Genomic DNA, 20,990 nt, shown 5'->3' with positions numbered 1-20,990 from the left:
GTGCAATGATCGTGCCTGAATGACGTTTTGGGGAAACACTTCACGTCAACAATGCAGGCACCCATCAAATACTATGAGGGGCTGAGGCCATATGACGACTTCGATCAAGCACACGATGAGAGCAGTTCTTGCCAGCGGTACAGCGCTCGCCTTACTGCCGTTCGCAAGCACATTCGCTTTGGCGCAAGATACAAACGGAACAATCAAACTTGATACGGTTACTGTGCAAACAGGAACTGGGAACCCATCAGCAGGAACAGCACCCGTCGACGGTTTTGTCCCGCAGGCAACCAAAACCGGCTCTAAAGACAGCGTGGCGATCGAAAAAATCCCACAATCTGTTTCGGTTGTTGGACGCGATCAGATTTATGCCATCGGCGCGCAAAAACTTGATGAAGCCCTACGCTACACGCCCGGCGTTCTTGGTCAGCCCTTTGGCGTCGATAACGACACTGACTGGCTTTACATCCGCGGCTTTGAGGCCACGCAATATGGTACGTATCTCAACGGATTGCAGAACTTCAGTTATGGATTTGGCGGCTTCCTGATTGATAGTTTCGACATCGAACGTATTGATGTTCTGCGTGGTGCAGCCTCTGCACTCTATGGCGGCTCCAATCCGGGCGGCATTGTCAATTACATCAGCAAACGCCCGAATGGTGAGCGTATTCGCTATCTTGAATCTGGCATTAATAGCTATGGCAATGGTTATGTCGGTTTTGATATTGGCGACAAAGCGACAGAAACAGTCAATTATCGCATCAACGGCAAGATACAAGGTGGCGATAACTACACTGATTACTCGAAGGAGTTTCGTGGCGTCATTTCACCAAGCATCGAATATAAACCAGATGACGCGACACGTCTTACCATCCTTGCCAATTACACGCATCTCGATCTCACGCATGATGGCGGTAGCTTCCTGCCCTATTTTGGCACCGTCGTTCCAACCGAATTTGGAAAAATCTCGCGTAAGACAAATCTGACTGAACCGGGCATCGACGATTATAAGCGCGAACAGGTTCAAATCGGCTACGAGTTTGAACACCAGTTCGACAATGATTGGACTGTTCGTCAGAATGTCCGTTACGGAATGGCGCATGTAAAAGAGCATAGCCTCTATGCTTATGGCTACGATGCATTCCTCCCGCAGCCTGCTCCGGGCAACCCTTATGTTTCGCGTATCAACTTTAAACACGATACGACGGTCAACACGTTTCAGGCAGACAATCAGCTTGAAGGCGTCGTAACAACAGGTGCCCTCACCCATAATCTGCTCTTTGGTGCTGAGTATCGTTATTTCCGTATTGACCAGGTGCAGCAGTCTGGCGAAGGAACGACGATTAACCCATACGATCCCATTTATGGCGCGCCGCAGGTGCCAATGCGCGATCCTTATATCGATCAAAAGCTCAATCGCCATCAGCTCGGCGTCTATGCCCAAGATCGCATAGAATTTGGCGACGGCTGGATTGTTACGATGAACGGTCGCTATGATTATGTATGGACAGAAGCGACGGGTCTTCCAGCTTACGAATATAATACTGGTCGTCTGTCAGGACGTGCAGGTGTAGGCTATGAATTCGACAACGGCATCACACCCTATTTAAGTGTAGCCACGTTCTTCAATCCAATTATCGAAACGCTCTATGATGGCAGTTATGCACAACCAGAAACTGGCACGCAATATGAAGTCGGTGTGAAATATCGCCCGGAATTTTTCGATGGCCTCATTACAGCTTCACTGTTCGACCTCACAAAAGAAAACGCCCTCACCGGCAGCAGCTTTGCGCGCGAACAGCTGGGCAAGGTCAATTCCCGCGGGATCGAATTGGAAGTTCAGGCCCACATCAATGATGACTGGAAAGTTACCGCTTCGGTTACGGCATATGATCTTAAGATCAAAGAGAATGACACCAATCCGTCCATTATCGGAAATCGCCCGTATCTGCTTCCTGAGCAACAAGCGTCAGCTTTCGTTCAATACACTGTTCCTGAAGGTGTACTCAAAGGCGTAACGCTTGGCGGCGGTGTACGCTATCTCGGTTCATCCTATGCGGACGAAGAGAACACGCTGAAAGTGCCAGCCGTCACGCTGGCTGACTTGAAGCTTGGCTATGAAAAAGACAATTGGGGCGTCGATCTCAACGTGACGAACCTGTTCGATAAAAACTACGTTGCCGGTTGTCAGGGCATTTATGTGTGCGGTTACGGTGAAGGCAGAAAAGCGCTATTACGCGTCCATACCAAGTGGTAAGCGCTAAAATTAAGCGCCGTGAAACAACATATCACGGCGCTTATTACTCCTATTTCTCAATTATTTATACTTAATTTTTAACAATTTAATTCACATCGCCCTCTTCAGAAAGTCTCGCAATACAATCGCCTGATTATGCTGCTCGTCTTTTGCTCCATAAAGCAATGTTATGGGCTTGCCAGCACTGGCTTCGAGCAGCCGTTTTAGAGCATCCTCCTTCGTTGCCAGCTCGACGCGATATTTCATTTGGAATGCATCCCATTTTGCAGGTTCATGATTGAACCACTTGCGTAATTCGGAAGACGGCGCAATTCCTTTATCCCAAAGATCAATTGCAGCCTTTTCCTTCGTCATGCCGCGTGGCCATACGCGATCAACAAGAAGACGGAATCCGTCCTCCGGCGCTGGCGCTTCGTAAATCCGCTTAATACTGATAGTTTGCATAAAAGTGTCCCCGCAGAAGATATGCAGGGACATAGGTCATTGAGCTGACACGACAAGTTCAGGCCGATAGCACACCACCAATGGATGTAGACTGTACGCTGTGCAAGCGCTGATAGCGGCCATTCTTCACATTGAGCAACTCTTTGTGGCTTCCCTGCTCGACAATTTCACCGCCTTCGACAACCAGAATGCGGTCCGAATTGACGATAGTTGCAAGGCGATGCGCGATGACGAGCGTTGTACGCCCCACCGAAAGATCGGCTAACGACTGCTGAATAGCGCGCTCAGTTTCGGTATCCAGAGCAGATGTTGCTTCATCAAGAATGAGTATTGGTGGGTTTTTCAGAAAGATGCGGGCAATAGCCAAACGCTGTTTCTGTCCACCTGAAAGCTTCACACCACGTTCTCCGATGACGGTGTCATAGCCATCAGGAAGGTTAGCAATTACGTCATCAAGACGCGCGCGACGCGCAGCTTCAACAATCTCTTCATCCGTTGCGTCCAAGCGGCCATAAGCGATGTTTTCGCGGATGGAGCCTGCAAACAAAAACACATCCTGACTAACAATACCAATATTGGAACGTAACGACTTGAGCGTCATGTCACGAATATCGATGCCGTCTATGAAAATTCCGCCGCCCGTCACTTCATAAAACCGTGGCAGCATGGAACAGATCGTTGTTTTGCCCGCGCCTGATGCACCGACAAAAGCGATTGTTTCACCTGCCTTGATAGAAATATTGAGATTGCTCAAAATAGGTCGATTGTCACTATAACCAAAACTTACATCCCGATACTCAATATCACCCTTCAATCGTGAAACGGATTGAGCGTTTGGGCGGTCGGCGATATCCGGGCGCGTATCCATGAAGTCAATGTAACGCTGAAAACCGGCAATACCTTTTGGATAGCTTTCAATAACCGAGTTAATCTTATCGATCGGGCGGAAAAACACATTCACCAACAGAAGAAAGCCAACAAAGCCACCTGCTGTCATTTCTCCGCGCACGACGAACCAAGCACCCGCAAGCATGACGACTACCTGTACAAAGCGCATCGACAGATAGGACAGCGACATTGATGCTGCCATGATTTTATACGCCGCAAGCTTGGTCTTCTGATAGTTTTCATTGCTTTCAGCAAACAGCTTGCGTTCATGGTCTTCATTGGTAAAGGCCTGAACGACGCGTATTCCGCCAACATTTTCTTCAATTCGGGCATTGAAATCGCCAACCCGGCGATAAAGCGCGTGCCAGTTCGATGTCATCCGCCCGCCATAACGCAACGTCACATAGGCAGATAGAGGCACAATAAGCGCAGTAATCAAAGCAAGCGGCACATGCACCCATATCATCAATGCGAAAGCGCCGATTAGCGTCATAACCGCAATGAACAAATCTTCAGGGCCATGGTGGGCGACTTCACCGATCTCTTCCAGATCTTTGGTCAGGCGTCCAACAAGATGTCCCGTTTTCTGATTGTCAAAAAAGCCAAATGACAGCTTTTGAAGATGGTCAAATGCCTTGCGACGCATCTCCGTTTCAATACGGATGCCGAGCATGTGGCCCCAATAGGTCACCACAACCTGAAGAAACGCATTAAGGACATAAATTGCCAGCAAGCCAACTGCAGCGAGACCGATGATACTAAGCTGTCCTGTTGGCAGAAGACGATCAATAAAAACCGTCACGGCTATAGGGAAAGCAAGTTCCAGGAGACCGGCTGCCACAGCACATGAAAAGTCCAGCATAAACAAGGCACGATGTGGCTTGTAATAACCAGCAAAGCGTTTCAACAATTCAGCCATGGCGCGGCTCCTTCAATTATAATTTGTAGGGTGCCTAGCGCATTATTTTTGCGAGCGAAAGGTTATTATGACCTATTCGCTCAGCATTGTGATTAGCATAGGTTTTAAACAGCCATAAAACCGACAGCATCCTTGTGCCAATAGCCAGCAACAAGTGTTTCTTCACGGCTTTTGCCGAGTTTCTGGCGCCAATGTTGCCGAACGATTTTTGCCTGATCTGCTTCACCCGCAAACCAGCCAAAGCTATCTGGGCCCTCTGGCCACTCCGCTTCACACAACACTTGTGTGAGAGTTTCCGCCGCGCGCTTCTGATCGGAATCTATAATCCATTCTACAGATACACCTGATGGATAAACGAGATCCTGTACGTCCTTCTCACTATCGACAGCTATTACGACACGTCCCGTGACGTCATCCGAAAACTCCGCAAGCATGCGTCCGATTGCTGGAAGCCCGGTTGCATCCGCACCAATAAGGTAACGGCTGGCTTGGCGCAGAGGTCGACCAACAGGACCCATCAAGCCAACCTGATCACCTGGTTTTGCATTTTTAGCCCAAGTACAAGCTAGCCCTTCAACCTCATGAAGATAGAAATCAATTTCCAGCCAACCTTCATCAAGGTTGAGGCTACGAATGGTATAAGCACGTGAAGCTGGCTTGCGATCATCATCAGGCCAGAACGGCAAGCCATTTGGTCCCATAATCGGCCAGACTGGCTGAGGGACTTCTATTGTTGGAAGCAGCAAACGAATATGCATCGCGCCAAAAAGGGAAAAACGCTTGAGATCTTCACCTGCAAGTCGCATTCGCAACATGCGCGGTGTTAACAAACTGTTTGAGATTACGCGCATCAGGCGAAACTGCGGCAAAACCTGTTGCCCCGCCCTATCACCCTGCCAGATAATTTCCGGTGCTTCTTCTTTGGTATAGAGCTTAATCGCAACCGCTGCGAGATCTTTGAGACGGTGCAAACCAGTATCGTCATCCGCGTGAAGTGCAACGCGATAGCCTTTGGATTTGCTTTCAATCTCGATGCGCCCGAATGAAAAATCAAACGTGTGATTGTCACCGCTTGCATCATATTGGGCGTGATATGAATTCAGGCGGTCAACAATATTTGGCAGATAGGCACTGCCGTTTTGCAGAGCGATATTCGCATGACTGAGCAAGGCTCGGAAATTATCAAGAGATGGCTGCGACATGGGCTTTCTCGGTATATTCATTAGATCGGGAGGATGAAGCCTTGCGGCTCCATCCGTGACTTCAAATTTCAACCGCCAATACGGCCTGTAATCGCAACCTTGAAGGTTCGACCCTTGCCCTGATATTGATCAGAGGTTGTGGCCCAACCTGTTTGTGGGTCTGTATAAGCTTTGTTGAACAGATTATCGACGCCGAGATCAAGCTTTACATTGTCGTTCACTTGCCAGTTCGCGAACACGTTTACGAGGTCATGACGTGGGTATGTATAGACTTTGTTGCTGCTTATGCGGTTAACTTTTCCAACACTTTCATACTCGACACCATAGACAAGCTTTTCATCGAAAGCCTTCAGGCCCAAAGTCACACTTGCATTATCCAGAGGCGTATTGCTGAGCGCATCCCCCTTGTAGATTCCATCTTTCATCTCAGCATCTGTGAATGAAGCGCCAAGATTGATGTAACCCCACCAGTTGTCATAGGTGCCTTCAAGTTCGATACCGCGTAGACGTGCGGTACCGACATTTTCGGACGTCGTATATGTGCCCTTGGAAACCGTCTCGATGTAGTTTTTCACATCTGTATGGAAGAAATTGATCTTTGCACGGACCTGATCGCCTGCATCAAAAATACCATCCTGTCGCAGATTCACACCTGCTTCAAACGATGTGGCAACTTCTGGCTCCAACAGCAGGTTAGGCTCATAGCCTGCACCATGCGCGCCATTCTGGCGGAACATGTCCTGCATATGCGGAACACGGTAGCCCTGCGAATAGAGGCCATAGAACTGCACGCCATCCCATGGCCTCACACCAACGCTGAGGCGCGGCGAGAAACGATGTCCATCAACATTAACGTCCTGCGCCGGGTTCGTTCCATCGGACTTGATTGTGCCTTCAAGTCGATAACCATCGTAACGGACAGCAGCGATGAGTTCGAGCCACTTCTGGTAATCGCCCTGCCATTGCAGAACACCACCATAAGCCTGCTGGTCACCATTCCCAAAGTTGTCGGTATCGGATTCTCCACGCATCTTATAATAATCAACACCATAAGTGATGGTGTGCGTTATGGCGTCCATTTCAATCTTTGAGCTATTGTAAGCGCGGAAACCAGCCGTCGAAACATTATAAAAGCGCGTTTTTCCAATGCTTGCCGTTGGCCAGATTTGGTACTGATCGTTATCCGTCTCACTATAATAGGCATTAACAGACAAATCCCAGAATGGGTTGTCTTCGGGCTTATAAGTGTAATTTCCGGTGTAGGTGTTAACGACCGTGTCGGCATCATATGTTGAAAGCGTCTTCGACGTAGAGCCACTGCTGCCCGTCATGGCATCATTATATTTCTGACGTGAATATCCGAATTTTAGTTCATGTCCTTCAGCTGGACGGATTGTAATCTTACCAAGCCCGCTAACGACACGCTCGCCGGTCCAGCGAACGAAATCACCATCACCATTCTTATATTCACCGCTATCACGGTAATTCATGTTACCGATGACATCGACATTTTCATTAAAACGATAGGCACCGACGGTGCTGGTCATCCAGCCTTTTCCGTTCGATTCATAGCGAAGTTTTTCACTTAGCGCCCAGGTTTCGCTATCACGCAGGAAATCGCTCGCATCTTTGGTCTCGAACGCGACCAGACCGCCGATACCGCCATTACCATAGGCGTTGGACACAGGACCGCGGATGACCGTTACCTGCTTGAGCATTTCAGGCTCAATATAGAACGATCCGGAACCATGGCCAACGCGCCAATAATCCTGACGTGCGCCATCAATTGTTACGGCAACGCGGCCCTTTTCCTGAAGACCACGAATATTGATCGAGGTTGCTGGATCATCACCATTGAGCGAAGCATGGACGCCCGGTGTCGCGCGGAAGAGATCAGCGGCAGTTGTTGCTTGAATGCGATCAATATCAGCCCGAGTAATGACGCTGGTTGAAGCCATCGAGTCGATTGCAGCTGCATTTTGAATCGTCGGCGAAATGGTAATCGTATCGAGCTGAAGCACCTGCTCTTTACGCTTCGGCGCGGTCTTATCTTCTTCCGAGACCTGATTCTGCACGGAGTTCGACTGCACTGCAGTTTGTGTAAAACCGGGGGTAGCCGTGAGAAGTCCTGCTCCCACTAAACCGGTCAAAATTGTTGTATTCAACAGATAGCCAATACGTACCGAATTCAATTTCACGACAACCCCCGTGCCAGCTCACAGCCGCCAAGTCATTAAGATGATAAAAAGACTCATATTTATTGGGTGCTATATAAATCCTGATATCAAGAGTCAACTTTAATTAATCTCAGTTAGCAGGTTTTACGTGAAGAAACTGGAACACGCAGGAAAGCGGTACTTCAAACGATTAAATTGAAATTCAAACACAACAATTCCCAATATAAAAGCATCACAATTTTTGAAATTTTTTACAAAGGTGAAAATAAATTTCTTATTACATCAACCGCGATGATAATAGATAGCATATGAATTCGAGTTTATTAGAAGATGCACCATAAACGTATAATAATTTCAGTAATTTCTGAAAATTCGATGTAATTATAAAGGGGTTGCTTTTTAAATGTACGGCGTTATTGTCGGCGCCACTTGGAGGAGTTGAGAGCCGCCCCAGCGCGTTAACCGCTGCGGGGCGGTTTCTTATTTTAGCTATTCCAAATTGCATATCTGCCGTGCAGTATCGGCTCTTGTAACTCCGCCATTCAGCACCTATTTTCGGGATGTTCAGTCTCACTCCTCCTCCCAGAGGCTGAACTCGAAGCGCGGCACTCCTCCTCCCAGTCGCGCTTTTCAGATCAGCCCGCTACACACTCCTCCTCCCAGTGTAGCGGGCGTTCTTTTATCTCCCTGCTAAATTTAGATTATGAATCGCTTCCATTGGATGGTCACTTGGGTGGAATCTGCAATTTTTGTTCTTCTGCAAGCAGCGACCAGGCAGCAATGAACATTGCAGCAATCATTGGCCCAACGACAAAACCATTGATACCGACGAGAGAGATACCGCCGATTGTCGATATAAGAATAACGAAATCAGGCATACGCGTCCCTTTACCAACCAACGGTGGACGCAAGAAATTGTCGATCAAGCCGATTACAAAAACACCCACGAAGATGAGAAATGCTGCTTTAAACCATATTCCATTGACTGCAAACCATAATGCCGCTGGAGCCCATATAAGGGAAGCGCCAACAACTGGAAGCAACGAGAATATAGTCATCATGACGCCCCATAACAGAGCGGCTTCTATACCCAAAAACCAGAATGTGACGCCACCAAGCGTGCCTTGGATAAGCGCTATAATAATATTGCCCTTTACAGTAGCGCGAATGACGGCTGTAAATTTTTCAACGATTTGGTTCGTGTATTCATCACTTAATGGAATTGCCTGGCGGATTTTTGCGCCAAGTTCAGGTCCATCGCGAAACAGAAAAAACAGCAGATAGGTCATTATGCCGAAGCTGACAAAAAACTGTAAAGTATTCTGACCAAGGCTCACCAACCGTCCTGCAAAAAGCTGACTGCCTTGTAATATCGCAGAAGAAATACGTGATCGCCAGTCAGCGAAGCTCCCCAGTTCCAATCGGATCATCCACTCTTCTAGCGAGCCGGGCAACGCACCAAGAATGCTTGTGATATAGCTATTGAGATCAAACTCCCGTGTACTCAGACGCTGATAAAGCGAGTTGCCCTCCTGCACCAAAGAACCAAATATCAACAGCACGGGGATAATTACCAAGCAGACACACATCAGGACTGAAAGCAATGCTGCAAAATTGCGCCTGCCATTAAGCACGCGCACGAGCCACTGCTGCACCGGGTAGAATATGATTGCGAGAATAACACCCCACAACACTGCCGAATAATAGGGAATAAGCAACCAGGCAAAGGCGACTGTGACCAGAGCGAGGAGAATATAAAAGCTGGCGCGCTGGACTGACATGATCTCTCTTTGATCTCGGGTTCTGATTTGAACGTGAATAACGCTTTATTGGTACACAGCATCGAATAGGCCAATCGCATTCTTAGCAACTGTACCCAAAAGCTTTAACACTATCTACGCCCGAGAAAAAAGAGGCCGAATTTCCCTCGGCCTTTTGATTAGTATTACCGTGGAAACCGTTGCGCTTCCTCAAGTATATTTAAATCCATGTGGTTGCGCATGTAACGCTCCGAAGCCTTTTGTAGAGGCTGATAGTCCCACGGATAATATGCACCATTTCGAAGCGCAGTATAAACTACATGCCGTCGAGCCTGACTTGCACGCACCTGCTGATCATAGAGCTCTAAGTTCCAACGCTTTTCTGCCCAATTGTTGAGACGAATAAAAGCATCCTGATATTCTGGTACATCAGCAACGTTTCTGAGTTCATCCGGATCATCCGCAAGATTGAAAAATTGTGGCGGATCAGCCTTGCACAGATTAAGCTTCCACTGCCCCTCTCTCACCGAGACCATGGGCGCAATCGTGCCTTCCGCAGCATATTCCATTGGTACGATGTCGCGTGATTGGACACCTGATGCAACATCAACCAATGACACACCATCTGTCCAGGGCATGATATCGTCAAGACTCAAACCTGCAAGATCAGCAAGCGTCGGCAATACATCGAGTGTCGATACAGCTTCGTCAATCCGTCTTTGTTTGAGCTGTGGCGACGCGATCATTAAAGGCACGCGCGCAGAACCGTCAAAGAAGTTCATCTTGAACCACAGTCCGCGCTCACCGAGCATATCTCCGTGATCTGACGTAAACACTATGATTGTATTTTCAGCCATCCCGCATCGCTCAAGCACGTCAAGAATGCTGCCAATTTTATCATCGACATACGAAATATTAGCAAAATAAGCCTGACGAGCGGTCCTGATCTGATCTTGCGTCAGATCATAATCTTCAGCCTTGCAAGCCCGTAGCAAACGTTCGCTGTGCGGATCAATTTCACTTGCAGGCAATGGTCCAATTTTTGGATCAAGCTCTGGAATATCGGCATAAAGATCAAAGAACTTTTTTCTCGCCACATAGGGATCATGTGGGTGCGTGAAGCTCACAGTGAGACACCATGGACGATCATCATGGCCGCGAGCCAGATCATAGAGCTTCGTCTCAGCCTGATATTCGACCTCGTCGTCATATTCAAGTTGGTTTGTTATCTCAGCTGTCCCAGCGCCAATGACGGAACCAAGATTATGATACCACCAATCAATCCGCTCGCCCGGCTTGCGATAGTCTGGTGTCCACCCAAAATCAGCAGGATAAATATCCGTCGTCAAGCGTTGCTCAAAGCCATGGAGTTGGTCAGGGCCAACAAAGTGCATTTTACCCGACAACGCTGTTTGATATCCAGCATTTCGCAAATGATGCGCGTAGGTCGGTATTTCAGACGAGAACTCAGCCGCGTTATCATAAACGCCAGTACGCGATGGCAATTGCCCCGACATAAACGAAGCCCGTGCGGGCGCGCATAAAGGGCTTGCCGTATAACAATTGACAAAACGCACCGATCGTTCGGCCAGTTTTCGCAAATGCGGAGCGTGAAGAAACTCAGCCGGTCCGTCAGGAAAGAATGTGCCATTCAGCTGATCGACCATCACTATGAGTATGTTCGGCTTTTTCATGGGAAGAACCATCAATGGAGATAAATACAAACGTCAAACGACGGGCGCAATGAACGCCCGCCGAAACCAAGACTGTCGTATCGCTTATAATCCGAGCTTGGCCTTAACTGCGGCAGCACCCGGCTCGCCCTTGAGCGTGGTAACACCATCAAGCCATTTATCGATTTGAGCAGGATTGGCTTTAAGCCATGCAGTTGCCGCTGCAGGACCTTGAGTTCCTTCGTTAAGGATCTTGTCCATCAGCTCATTTTCGATATCAACCGTAAATGTCAACTGCTTGAAGAACTTGGCAGCGTTTGCACATTCGCTTGCCCAACCTGTGCGCGAAAGCGTGTAGACTTCTGCGCCACCGTAATTCGCACCAAAGTAATCATCGCCCCCCGACAAATATTCTATGTTGAGCTTTGTGTTCATCGGGTGTGGTGCCCATGCCAAAAAGACAACCCACTGTTTATCGCGGTTCTTACGATCTACTTGAGCAAGCATGGCCTGCTCACTTGATTCAACCAGGTTCCAGCCGTCTAGCTTGAACTTCTTGTCTTCAATAATTTTCTGAATGTTCTGGTTGGCTGGTGCACCAGGCTCGATACCATAGATCTCTTTACTGAACTTATCGGCATGTGCTGCAAGATCAGAAAAATCCTTCACGCCCTCTTTGGCCACGTAGTCTGGAACAGCTAATGTAAATTTGGCGCCTTCCAGGTTTTTCACCAAAACCTCAGCAGCCTTTGCTTTATCAAGATCATCTCGGAACTTCTGCTGAGCAGGCATCCAGTTACCCAGAAAAACATCCAGATTGCCGGTTTTGATTGCTTCATAACCGATAGGGACCGACATTGTTTTAACGTCAGCCTTATAGCCAAGGCCGTCAAGAAGCACGCTCGCGATTGAATTCGTTGACGTAATATCCGTCCAACCCGGATCTGACAGACGAATTGTTTCACACGCAGCAGCGTCGGCTGCAGAGGCAGCATTCGACAAACTCGTAACGCTCGCAAGTGCGATTGCCATCAATGTAAGGTAGCGCATGTTGGTCCCCTATCTGTCTTCAACGAAATGATTTCGATCAAAATTCGTTATGTCTTGCATTCCGTGTTTAAGAAAAACATCTTTAGAGATAAGGGAAAAGACACTGATTTTTTATTACAGTCATAAAGGATATTTATGGTTTCTCAATCTTGGGACTTGGGCAGTCTCGGCATTTTTGAAGCTGTCGGACGATTAGAAAATCTAACTCTCGCAGCCCGTGAGTTAGGCATGACACAGCCTGCCGTCAGCTATCAAATAAAACGCATAGAAGATCGATTGGGTGTATCGTTGTTCAAACGGCGAGCGCGAGGCGTCGAAATTCTTCCAGAAGGACGCATACTCTACGAGGCTGTGCGTCTCGGCCTTGAAGGCATAGAAGACGCCATTCAGCAAATAAAACGCCGACAGCGAACACCCGGACTGCGTATCGCCACCGATTACGGTTTTGCTGCGTTCTGGCTGATGCCCCGCGTTGCGAAGTTTCGACCCAAACACCCTGATGCTGACGTTCGTATAACAGCGTCTTCTATGATCAAGCCACTGGATGATCGCGAAGCAGATGTGGCAATCCTGTTTGGAGCAAAGGACGACTTTCCCAAAGGCTCCATTGCATTCATTGGAGAAGAAGTCGTTCCTGTCTGCTCTCCCGCATTTTTAGAGGAACACGGTCCTTTCACGAATGGAGCGGGTATCAAGTCATCTGCACTTTTGCATCTTGATACATTGCAGGGTGATCGTTGGTACACATGGCCGACATGGCTTGACGCTATCAACGAAGAGATCGATGAGGGAAATTACGGGTTGATTTTGAACACCTATAACCTCGTTTTGGAAGCAGCTATGGCCGATCAGGGGATTGCGCTTGGCTGGGCAGGACTTATCGATGATTTAATAGCGCGAGGCAAACTCGTCCAAGCCTGCAATGTGAAACTGACAAGCACAAAAGGCTATTGGCTGGTTTTTAGCCCAGACATTGCAGACGACGCCCGCGCCTTGTGCATGGAGCTACTCGACGAAAATCTCTCCTGATCTCGGAACCCAAAAGCACATGGGGTAAAGATTTACCCTGCGGTGCCACATTTCATTCTTTTCCAAACGCGACTTTCCAAAATGGCTCGACAACTTTCATCATCAATATCACGATTATTGTGCCTAAGACGAAACCGAAAATGCCATCAGCGAAAGCAATGGCAAGCCAATTCACCACAGCTGTGAGGCTTGCTGTCACCTGCCCAGCCAATACAGCTGCAAAAGCCGAAATCCAACCAAACGGTTGATGAATGCCAAGGTCATGAAGGCCGTGAATAAAAATATTGCCGCCAACCCACAGCATCGCTGCGGTTCCAATGATGGTCAATAGAAGCAGTAACTTTGGAACTCCGCGGACAGTTAGACGACCTACGGTACGTGTTACCGAAAGACGACCCTTTCTGGCTAAAAACACGCCAAAATCATCAAGCTTCACGATGACTGCTACCACGCCGTAAACCAATACAGTGATCATGATGCCAACTAGGACAAGTGTTCCAAGCTCGATCCATATTGAATTCGTCTCGATCATGGAAAGCGCCAACGTCATAATTTCCGCAGAAAGAATAAGATCGGTTTTAATGGCACCTGCAACCCGCTTTTCCTCAAGCGCGGTCGGGTCTTTATCATCACTGGATTCATCGTCTTGATGGCCATGATCCGGGAATATCTTGTGCCAGACCTTTTCTGCACCTTCAAAACAAAGGTAAGCGCCGCCAATCATCAGTAGTGCAGTAATTGCGACAGGCATAAAATAATCAAGCAGCAAGAGCGCTGGAATAAGAAGAGCCTTATTGCGAAGGCTTCCAAGCGCAATCTTTCCGATCATCGGCAATTCACGCGCGGCAGTTATTCCGACTACGTAATTCGGCGTCACTGCGGTATCGTCAATCAGCACACCAATTGTTTTGCTACCTGCTTTCAAGGCATTTGCGGATATATCGTCTACAGAGGCTGCCGCAATTTTCGCAATAGCAGCAACGTCATCTAAAAGGGCCAACAAGCCGCTCATTCGTTATCTCCGTGATGTCCAGTGCAAACATGATATAACGAAGTTCCGGAAAATCAGCCATGACGATCTGCGGTTATGCGCGTCTAAGTTTTTAATAGCTTCCAATAAGGCCAGACAATATAAAATAGGGTAATATTTTCTGAGCTACCCTCATAGCCTTTAATCTGAATACTTTGCAGTTAATATTCCCGATATCAACCCATAGCGCTTATTATCATGGACTTCTTCATATCGACGCCAGTCATTGTAGCGCTCACCACAAGACCAACACTTAACTCTTATGCACGTTTTGATCATACCGGCCTAAATCCACAGCATGCCATGGCCGGAAGGCCTCTACACGGTAATGAATGGGCTTTTCAACTCTATAGTAAACTTAGGCCTTTGCAAATGAGACACCCACAAACAAGAAGAAAATATTCAGGAAAATCAAATTATTAACAGATTTTTGTGTCAAATTTTCAAAAAAACATAAATGAAACTATGAAACGAATTCCATAGTTTCATTTATCTGAAATTCATCATTCGGGTGGATCACACCTTTCACGTAAAAAAGAATGCTATTGATATAGCAATCAAAAAGGCTGCCGTCATAAGAGTCTCAAACTTCGAGTATAAAAGCATAGCTTCCTCCAAATAAGTTTAACAAATCGTTAAACGATCAAAACGCAATTTGGTTCAAACAAAGCTACAGCTCTTATTAAACAAAGAACAAATTAGGAAATTCGGCCAATGCACTTAAAGCATGAAGGGGTGTCGGAGGTCATGCCTATGACCCTCTGATATTTAAAGGTCGTCTGCTTCATGCCTTCAATGGACGTCTTTCAACACATTCATGCAAATCTTCAGCTTAAAACGGGGGTATCGCGTCGGACGGTTCAGTTCAAAAGACTTCGCGCGAACTGGATATCAACGCAACAAATTTGAGATTTGCTCCCAGCAATCGAAAGCTTAAGAAACCAGTCAATATCCATGCGTGTGACCTTTTTAAGGGCCCACAACAATTACCTATCACCGATACTTGCTACCCTAAACCACCTAAGCCTACAGCAAATAATACCAATCAAATCGAGATTAGTTAGTAAAACTAAACTTAACTACCAATTGCATGAAAAAGCTTACACAAAACAAATATAAATTTAGAGCCACTTAGCATAGTTACAACCTACTGTTCTCACTGAGAAAACAGTGGCTCCCCGGGCCGGATTCGAACCAGCGACCAACCGGTTAACAGCCGGTTGCTCTACCACTGAGCTACCGGGGAAGAGGTGCTCGTTGTGTCAGCGAGGTGGCGTATAGCAGGAGCTTTTCTGATTTGCCAAGCCCTATTTTGACTTTTTTCAAATTTTTTGCATTTGGGCGCGGAAAACCTATATCTTCTGGTACATTTAAGACGGAATAATATCGTAGATAAACCGTGAGAAGGTAAGCGTGACCGAAAAATATAATCATAACGTGCATAAACGCTCTATTTTGATTCTAGGAAAACGCATTCCTATGCCTCAATCCATAATGATGAGACGAACGCTTGGAGGCTCGCTCTTAATAGGAGGCGCATTAGGTTTTTTACCTGTGCTCGGTTTCTGGATGTTACCGCTTGGTCTCATCGTCCTTTCTCATGACTCTCATCGAGTTCGTCGCTGGCGGCGTAAAAGCGAGGTCCATATTTGGCGCAAATGGCTAAAAAGGTAAAAAACAAATGCCACAAACTAAACCTAGCCGTCCCGCTGCATCTTAGAATAAAAATCCATATCAAGACCGCCTACGATTGAACGAACTTCTTCTGCGAATCTCACCCGGAGTAAGCTGACGATATTTTTTTAACGCCGTGGTTAAATGGCTTTGACTAGAGAAATTTAGTCCTGCAGCGATCTCACTAATAGGTATGTCAGTCTCCTTAAGGCATTTCTCCGCATCATCGAGTCTTAAGTTCATCAAATACTGATGAGGCGTCTGGCCGAAACTTTCGCGAAAACAACTCGCAAAATGTCCGGAAGACATTCCGAGATAGTCCGCCATATCTGACACCAATACAGAACCGCGGAAATTCTCTTTAAGATAGCTTTCTATTTGTCGGCAAGCGTACGAACTAAGACCTGTATTAATTACCGAAGCTTCTCGTGATAAAAGATAGCTCTTCGCAATGATATTATTAATCACAATGTGAAGAGATTTGATAAAATCAAGGTCAATATTTTCATTATTATCCAGTTGCTCTGATATTATTTTCCCGATCTGCAGGCATCTCTTACTCGAAAAAATAGATATTTTATCATGAATAGAGATACTTTTACTATCTATATCTTTCCTTTTAAATAAATTATTCAATTTTATATTCAGAAAAAATACAGGCTCAGGCCATGTAATCACTACTGCCTGATCTGCAGGTATCACGCAAACCGTCCCTGCAACGCAATTAATTGTTAGCTCATCTCCGCTCACCAATTTCAATTTTAAATTGCGAACCGGTTCCAAAATAAGAATGCCGAGCACATCTTCTGGCACATATACGTCAACCCCGACAGAAGATTGTTTGTAGCTCAAGTGCCCTGGCAGATGGAACATCTCCTTTTCATCAAATTCCACCACACTTCCTTCTGCTTTATCTACTTTAATAACTGTTTTATATTGGTTTTTTTCCGATACAACCATCATAAACGCCCCCGATTTTTGTTATAAAAAGTAAATTCTGGCTCGTTACATAAAGCTTTGCTCACACGAGCCAATAAAACATTCCGCAATCAAATTAATTACAACTGAAGCGCTCACCCTCGCCTGCACCTCATATATAAAACGAGTTTTAATACAATTTATAGGTGTATATTCTCATAACAATCCAGCATCAACAAAAAAATTAAACGTTTTGCAAATGATTTGCAAAAGCACTTGCGATTATGTGCGTTGTCCGTTACCTAACTCAAGTTATTAGCAAAGAGGACTAAGCCATGATTCATTTGAAGATACGCCATCTGCTTGCTTGTTTCTTGAGCAGCGCCTTTTTGCTCAGCGCAATTGGTACGGCATCAGCTGAAAATAAATTCAAAGCCGTTACAACCTTTACAGTCATCGCTGACATAGCTCGCAATGTTGCTGGCGATGCTGCGACGGTTGAATCGATTACCAAGCCAGGCGCTGAAATCCACGAATATCAACCAACCCCCGGCGATCTCATCAAAGCACAGGGCGCTGATCTCATTCTATGGAATGGGCTAAATCTCGAGCTCTGGTTCGAAAAATTTTTCTCACGCCTCAAGAACGTTCCAAGTGTGGTGGTGAGCGATGGCGTTGTTCCAATGGGAATCACCGAAGGCCCTTACTCAGGCAAACCAAATCCCCATGCTTGGATGTCGCCAACCTCTGCCCTTATCTACGTCGATAGCATTCGCGACGCATTCGTGAAATATGACCCGGACAATGCTGACACTTACAAAGCCAATGCCGAAAAATACAAAGCCGAAATTACTGCCGCTATCGATCCAATTAAGGCTGAATTTGCATCAATTCCTAACGACAAGCGCTGGCTTGTAACGAGTGAAGGTGCGTTCTCTTACCTCGCCCGCGATTTCGATCTTAAAGAGCTATACCTCTGGCCAATCAATGCTGACCAGCAAGGAACTCCGCAGCAGGTGCGGAAAGTGATTGACGCTGTTCGCGCCAATAACATCACAGCCGTTTTCTCGGAAAGCACCGTTTCAGCAGCACCAGCAGAACAAGTCGCACGCGAAACTGGCGCGAAATATGGTGGGGTTCTCTATGTTGATTCACTTTCAGAAGCAGACGGCCCAGTTCCGACCTATATTGATCTTCTGAAAGTCACTTCGGACACGATCGCCAAAGGCCTCAAACAATGAATGCTCCAATAAATTACAACACTCAGGAGCAAGCCGTGCTAAATCAAAGCGCGGCTCAAGGCTTAAGCGTGAAAAATGCGACTGTCACATATCGCAACGGCCATACCGCGCTACGCAATGCCAGTTTTGAAATACCAACCGGCACGATCACTGCGCTTGTTGGAGTGAACGGCTCCGGTAAATCGACGCTTTTCAAGGCAATTATGGGCTTTGTCCATCTCGCTAAGGGCGACATTTCGATTCTGGGTCAGCCGGTTAAGCATGCATTGAAGCAAAACCTCGTCGCTTATGTTCCACAGAGCGAAGAAGTTGACTGGAATTTTCCTGTTCTGGTCGAAGACGTCGTCATGATGGGGCGCTATGGGCATATGGGCATGATGCGCATTGCACGTCGCGCCGATCACGAAGCGGTTGAAAAGGCTTTGAGTCGCGTCAACATGCTCGATTTTCGCAAGCGGCAGATCGGCGAGTTATCGGGTGGCCAGAAAAAGCGCGTATTTCTGGCTCGCGCGCTTGCACAGGATGCGCAAGTCATCCTCCTTGATGAGCCTTTTACGGGGGTAGATGTTAAAACAGAGGAAGCAATCGTAACCCTTCTGCGCGGTCTTCGCGATGAAGGTCGGGTGATGCTGGTTTCAACGCACAATCTCGGCAGCGTTCCTGAGTTCTGCGACCGCACCGTTCTTGTTAAAAATACGGTGCTTGCCTATGGGCTTACAGAAGACATTTTCACGCAATCGAACCTCGAAAAAGCTTTCGGAGGCGTGTTGCGCCACCTTATTCTCGATGAGAAGACCAGCAAGAATCGATCAGCCATTGGTGTGATAACAGACGATGAGCGCCCATTTGTGCTTTATGAGCATAAACAGGAAGGGCACAATTAATGTCCGTGCTGCTCGAACCGTTTTCTTATGGATATATGCTCAATGCCATGTGGGTTTCCGCCCTCGTCGGTGGTGTTTGCGCATTTCTCTCAGCCTATCTGATGCTCAAGGGCTGGTCGCTCATTGGTGATGCCCTCTCCCACTCCATCGTGCCAGGCGTCGCAGGTGCTTATATGCTGGGCCTGCCATTTTCTATCGGGGCATTCTTTTCGGGTGGACTTGCCGCAGCTGCAATGCTGTTTCTCAATCAGCGCACAAAACTCAAAGAAGACGCGATTATCGGGCTAATTTTCACGGCTTTCTTCGGTCTTGGCCTGTTCATGATTTCGCTGCGGCCAACCTCAATCAGCATTCACACCATCGTGCTGGGCAACATTCTCGCGATCACGCCCGGCGATATTCTGCAATTGGCGATCATTGGCTTCGTGTCGCTTGCTCTGCTTTTGCTGAAATGGAAAGACCTGATGGTGGTGTTTTTCGATGAAAGCCATGCGCGTTCCATCGGCTTAAGACCGACAGCACAGAAAATCATGTTTTTTACAATGCTTTCGGCCTCGACGGTTGCTGCAATGCAGACCGTGGGTGCGTTTCTCGTCATCTGCATGGTGGTGACGCCCGGCGCGACTGCGTACCTGCTTACAGATCGCTTTTCACGGCTTTTGTGGATTGCGGTGCTTATTGGCGCGATAACAAGTTTCATCGGCGCTTATGTCAGCTATTTCATGGACGGCGCCACTGGCGGCATCATTGTTGTGCTGCAAACGCTGGTTTTTCTCACTGTATTTTTTCTGGCACCCAAGCATGGCATGCTTGCAGCACGCAAACGCGCAGCCAAAGCATTGCAGGAGGTTGAGCTATGAGCTTTCCCGAGATGCTTTTGATGCCGTTTCAGTTTGACTTCATGGTCTATGCGCTGATTGCGTCAGTGTTGATTGCCATTCCAACTGCCCTGCTCTCCTGTTTTCTGGTGCTCAAGGGGTGGTCGCTGATGGGTGATGCCATCAGCCATGCAGTGCTGCCGGGCGTTGTGATTGCCTATATGATCGGTCTACCGTTTGGAATTGGGGCCTTTGTTGCCGGCATGGTCTGCGCGCTTGCGACCGGATTCCTCAAAGAAAACAGCCGCATCAAACAAGATACCGTCATGGGAATCGTCTTTTCCGGCATGTTTGGGCTAGGACTTGTGCTTTATGTTTCCGTGCGCGCCGAAGTTCACCTTGATCACATCCTGTTTGGAGACATTCTGGGCATCAACACAGGCGATCTTATCGAGACCGCAATTATCGCCGCTGTGACCGCTGTCATACTGATTATAAAATGGCGCGACTTTCTGCTTCAGGCTTTTGATCCGGCCCAAGCGCGTGCCGTCGGATTGCCGGTACGCCTTTTGCATTACGGGCTGCTCTGTCTGATCTCACTCACCATTGTCGGTGTCTTAAAAGCCGTTGGGATCATCCTCGCAATCGCCATGCTGATCGCGCCGGGAGCAATTGCATTCCTGCTCACGCGCCGGTTCAGCAGCATGATGATCGTCGCTGTTATCGTTGCGGTGTTCTCATCGTTCATGGGTGTTTATCTGTCATTCTTCATAGACAGTGCACCAGCACCCACGATCGTTCTGCTCATGACGGGGATATTCATAGCAGCTTTCCTGTTTTCATCGTGGCGCACGGCAAAGACAGAAGCTCAGCATGAGCCTGAAAGTGCTTGATTAATTTACCAGTGAGCTGTCCTTTCGTGTCGGAACAGCTTGCGTGCGACGTGGGCAGCTTTGTAAAGCTGTCCACGTTTTTGCACAGCTGCGCAGCCTCAGTCATATGGCTGTTATAAATCCTCGATAGATA

At 47.5% G+C, this 20,990-nt stretch carries 16 protein-coding genes and 1 tRNA gene; 7 read left to right on the top strand and 10 right to left on the bottom strand.

Going from position 1 to position 20,990, the window contains the following annotated elements:
* Positions 1-91 precede the first annotated feature (91 nt).
* A complete protein-coding gene (locus RI570_RS15810) occupies positions 92-2,257 on the top strand; it encodes a TonB-dependent siderophore receptor (protein WP_313829532.1) in 2,166 nt (721 codons plus the stop codon).
* 90 nt (positions 2,258-2,347) lie between these two features.
* On the opposite strand, the gene RI570_RS15805 is transcribed toward RI570_RS15810, so the two are convergent.
* From RI570_RS15805 to choX, 7 genes are all read right to left on the bottom strand, one after another.
* Positions 2,348-2,701, bottom strand: a complete 354-nt coding sequence (locus RI570_RS15805; protein WP_313829530.1) for a DUF488 domain-containing protein — start codon at positions 2,699-2,701, stop codon at positions 2,348-2,350.
* A gap of 58 nt (positions 2,702-2,759) precedes the next feature.
* Positions 2,760-4,508, bottom strand: coding sequence for an ABC transporter ATP-binding protein (locus RI570_RS15800; protein ID WP_313829529.1), 1,749 nt, complete (start codon positions 4,506-4,508; stop codon positions 2,760-2,762).
* A gap of 104 nt (positions 4,509-4,612) precedes the next feature.
* A complete protein-coding gene (locus tag RI570_RS15795; RefSeq protein WP_313829527.1) occupies positions 4,613-5,710 on the bottom strand; it encodes a siderophore-interacting protein in 1,098 nt (365 codons plus the stop codon).
* Between the two features lie 68 nt (positions 5,711-5,778).
* Positions 5,779-7,908: a TonB-dependent hemoglobin/transferrin/lactoferrin family receptor gene (locus tag RI570_RS15790; protein ID WP_313829525.1), complete on the bottom strand. Its 2,130-nt coding sequence runs from the start codon at positions 7,906-7,908 to the stop codon at positions 5,779-5,781.
* 704 nt (positions 7,909-8,612) lie between these two features.
* Positions 8,613-9,668, bottom strand: coding sequence for an AI-2E family transporter (locus tag RI570_RS15785; protein ID WP_313829524.1), 1,056 nt, complete (start codon positions 9,666-9,668; stop codon positions 8,613-8,615).
* A 164-nt stretch (positions 9,669-9,832) separates the two neighbouring features.
* Positions 9,833-11,341: a choline-sulfatase gene (gene betC / locus RI570_RS15780; protein ID WP_313829523.1), complete on the bottom strand. Its 1,509-nt coding sequence runs from the start codon at positions 11,339-11,341 to the stop codon at positions 9,833-9,835.
* 84 nt (positions 11,342-11,425) lie between these two features.
* Positions 11,426-12,370, bottom strand: a complete 945-nt coding sequence (gene choX / locus RI570_RS15775) for a choline ABC transporter substrate-binding protein (protein ID WP_409558684.1) — start codon at positions 12,368-12,370, stop codon at positions 11,426-11,428.
* A gap of 135 nt (positions 12,371-12,505) precedes the next feature.
* Here choX and RI570_RS15770 point away from each other — a divergent pair, with 135 nt between their 5' ends.
* Positions 12,506-13,399: a LysR substrate-binding domain-containing protein gene (locus tag RI570_RS15770; protein ID WP_313829521.1), complete on the top strand. Its 894-nt coding sequence runs from the start codon at positions 12,506-12,508 to the stop codon at positions 13,397-13,399.
* A gap of 52 nt (positions 13,400-13,451) precedes the next feature.
* On the opposite strand, the gene RI570_RS15765 is transcribed toward RI570_RS15770, so the two are convergent.
* Together RI570_RS15765 and RI570_RS15760 are read right to left on the bottom strand one after the other, a co-directional pair.
* Complete coding sequence (locus RI570_RS15765) at positions 13,452-14,411, bottom strand: DUF808 domain-containing protein (protein ID WP_313829520.1); 960 nt, start codon at positions 14,409-14,411, stop codon at positions 13,452-13,454.
* Positions 14,412-15,600: 1,189 nt separating this feature from the next.
* Positions 15,601-15,675 (bottom strand) — tRNA-Asn (locus RI570_RS15760).
* 233 nt (positions 15,676-15,908) lie between these two features.
* Between RI570_RS15760 and RI570_RS15755 the strand changes: the two genes are divergently transcribed.
* Positions 15,909-16,103 (top strand): hypothetical protein, encoded by a 195-nt coding sequence (locus RI570_RS15755; RefSeq protein ID WP_409558698.1) that lies wholly within the window; start codon positions 15,909-15,911, stop codon positions 16,101-16,103.
* A gap of 60 nt (positions 16,104-16,163) precedes the next feature.
* On the opposite strand, the gene RI570_RS15750 is transcribed toward RI570_RS15755, so the two are convergent.
* Positions 16,164-17,066, bottom strand: a complete 903-nt coding sequence (locus tag RI570_RS15750; RefSeq protein ID WP_313829517.1) for an AraC family transcriptional regulator — start codon at positions 17,064-17,066, stop codon at positions 16,164-16,166.
* A 290-nt stretch (positions 17,067-17,356) separates the two neighbouring features.
* On the opposite strand from RI570_RS15750, the gene RI570_RS15745 reads away from it, so the two are divergent.
* Genes RI570_RS15745 through RI570_RS15730 form a run of 4 tightly spaced genes read left to right on the top strand, consistent with a single transcriptional unit; the run spans position 17,357 to position 20,857 of the window.
* Positions 17,357-18,262, top strand: coding sequence for a metal ABC transporter substrate-binding protein (locus RI570_RS15745; protein WP_313829516.1), 906 nt, complete (start codon positions 17,357-17,359; stop codon positions 18,260-18,262).
* Complete coding sequence (locus RI570_RS15740) at positions 18,259-19,146, top strand: manganese/iron ABC transporter ATP-binding protein (protein ID WP_313829515.1); 888 nt, start codon at positions 18,259-18,261, stop codon at positions 19,144-19,146. The genes RI570_RS15745 and RI570_RS15740 overlap by 4 nt, the downstream gene beginning before the upstream one ends.
* Positions 19,146-20,006: a metal ABC transporter permease gene (locus RI570_RS15735; RefSeq protein WP_313829514.1), complete on the top strand. Its 861-nt coding sequence runs from the start codon at positions 19,146-19,148 to the stop codon at positions 20,004-20,006. The genes RI570_RS15740 and RI570_RS15735 overlap by 1 nt, the downstream gene beginning before the upstream one ends.
* Positions 20,003-20,857 (top strand): metal ABC transporter permease, encoded by an 855-nt coding sequence (locus tag RI570_RS15730; RefSeq protein WP_313829512.1) that lies wholly within the window; start codon positions 20,003-20,005, stop codon positions 20,855-20,857. Before RI570_RS15735 ends, RI570_RS15730 begins: the two co-directional genes overlap by 4 nt.
* Positions 20,858-20,990: the final 133 nt, after the last annotated feature.

This window comes from Brucella pseudogrignonensis (assembly GCF_032190615.1).
Classification (GTDB): Bacteria; Pseudomonadota; Alphaproteobacteria; order Rhizobiales; family Rhizobiaceae; genus Brucella; species Brucella pseudogrignonensis_B.
Note: the sequence above shows the minus strand (reverse complement) of the source record. Positions and strands in the feature narration are given on the sequence as shown.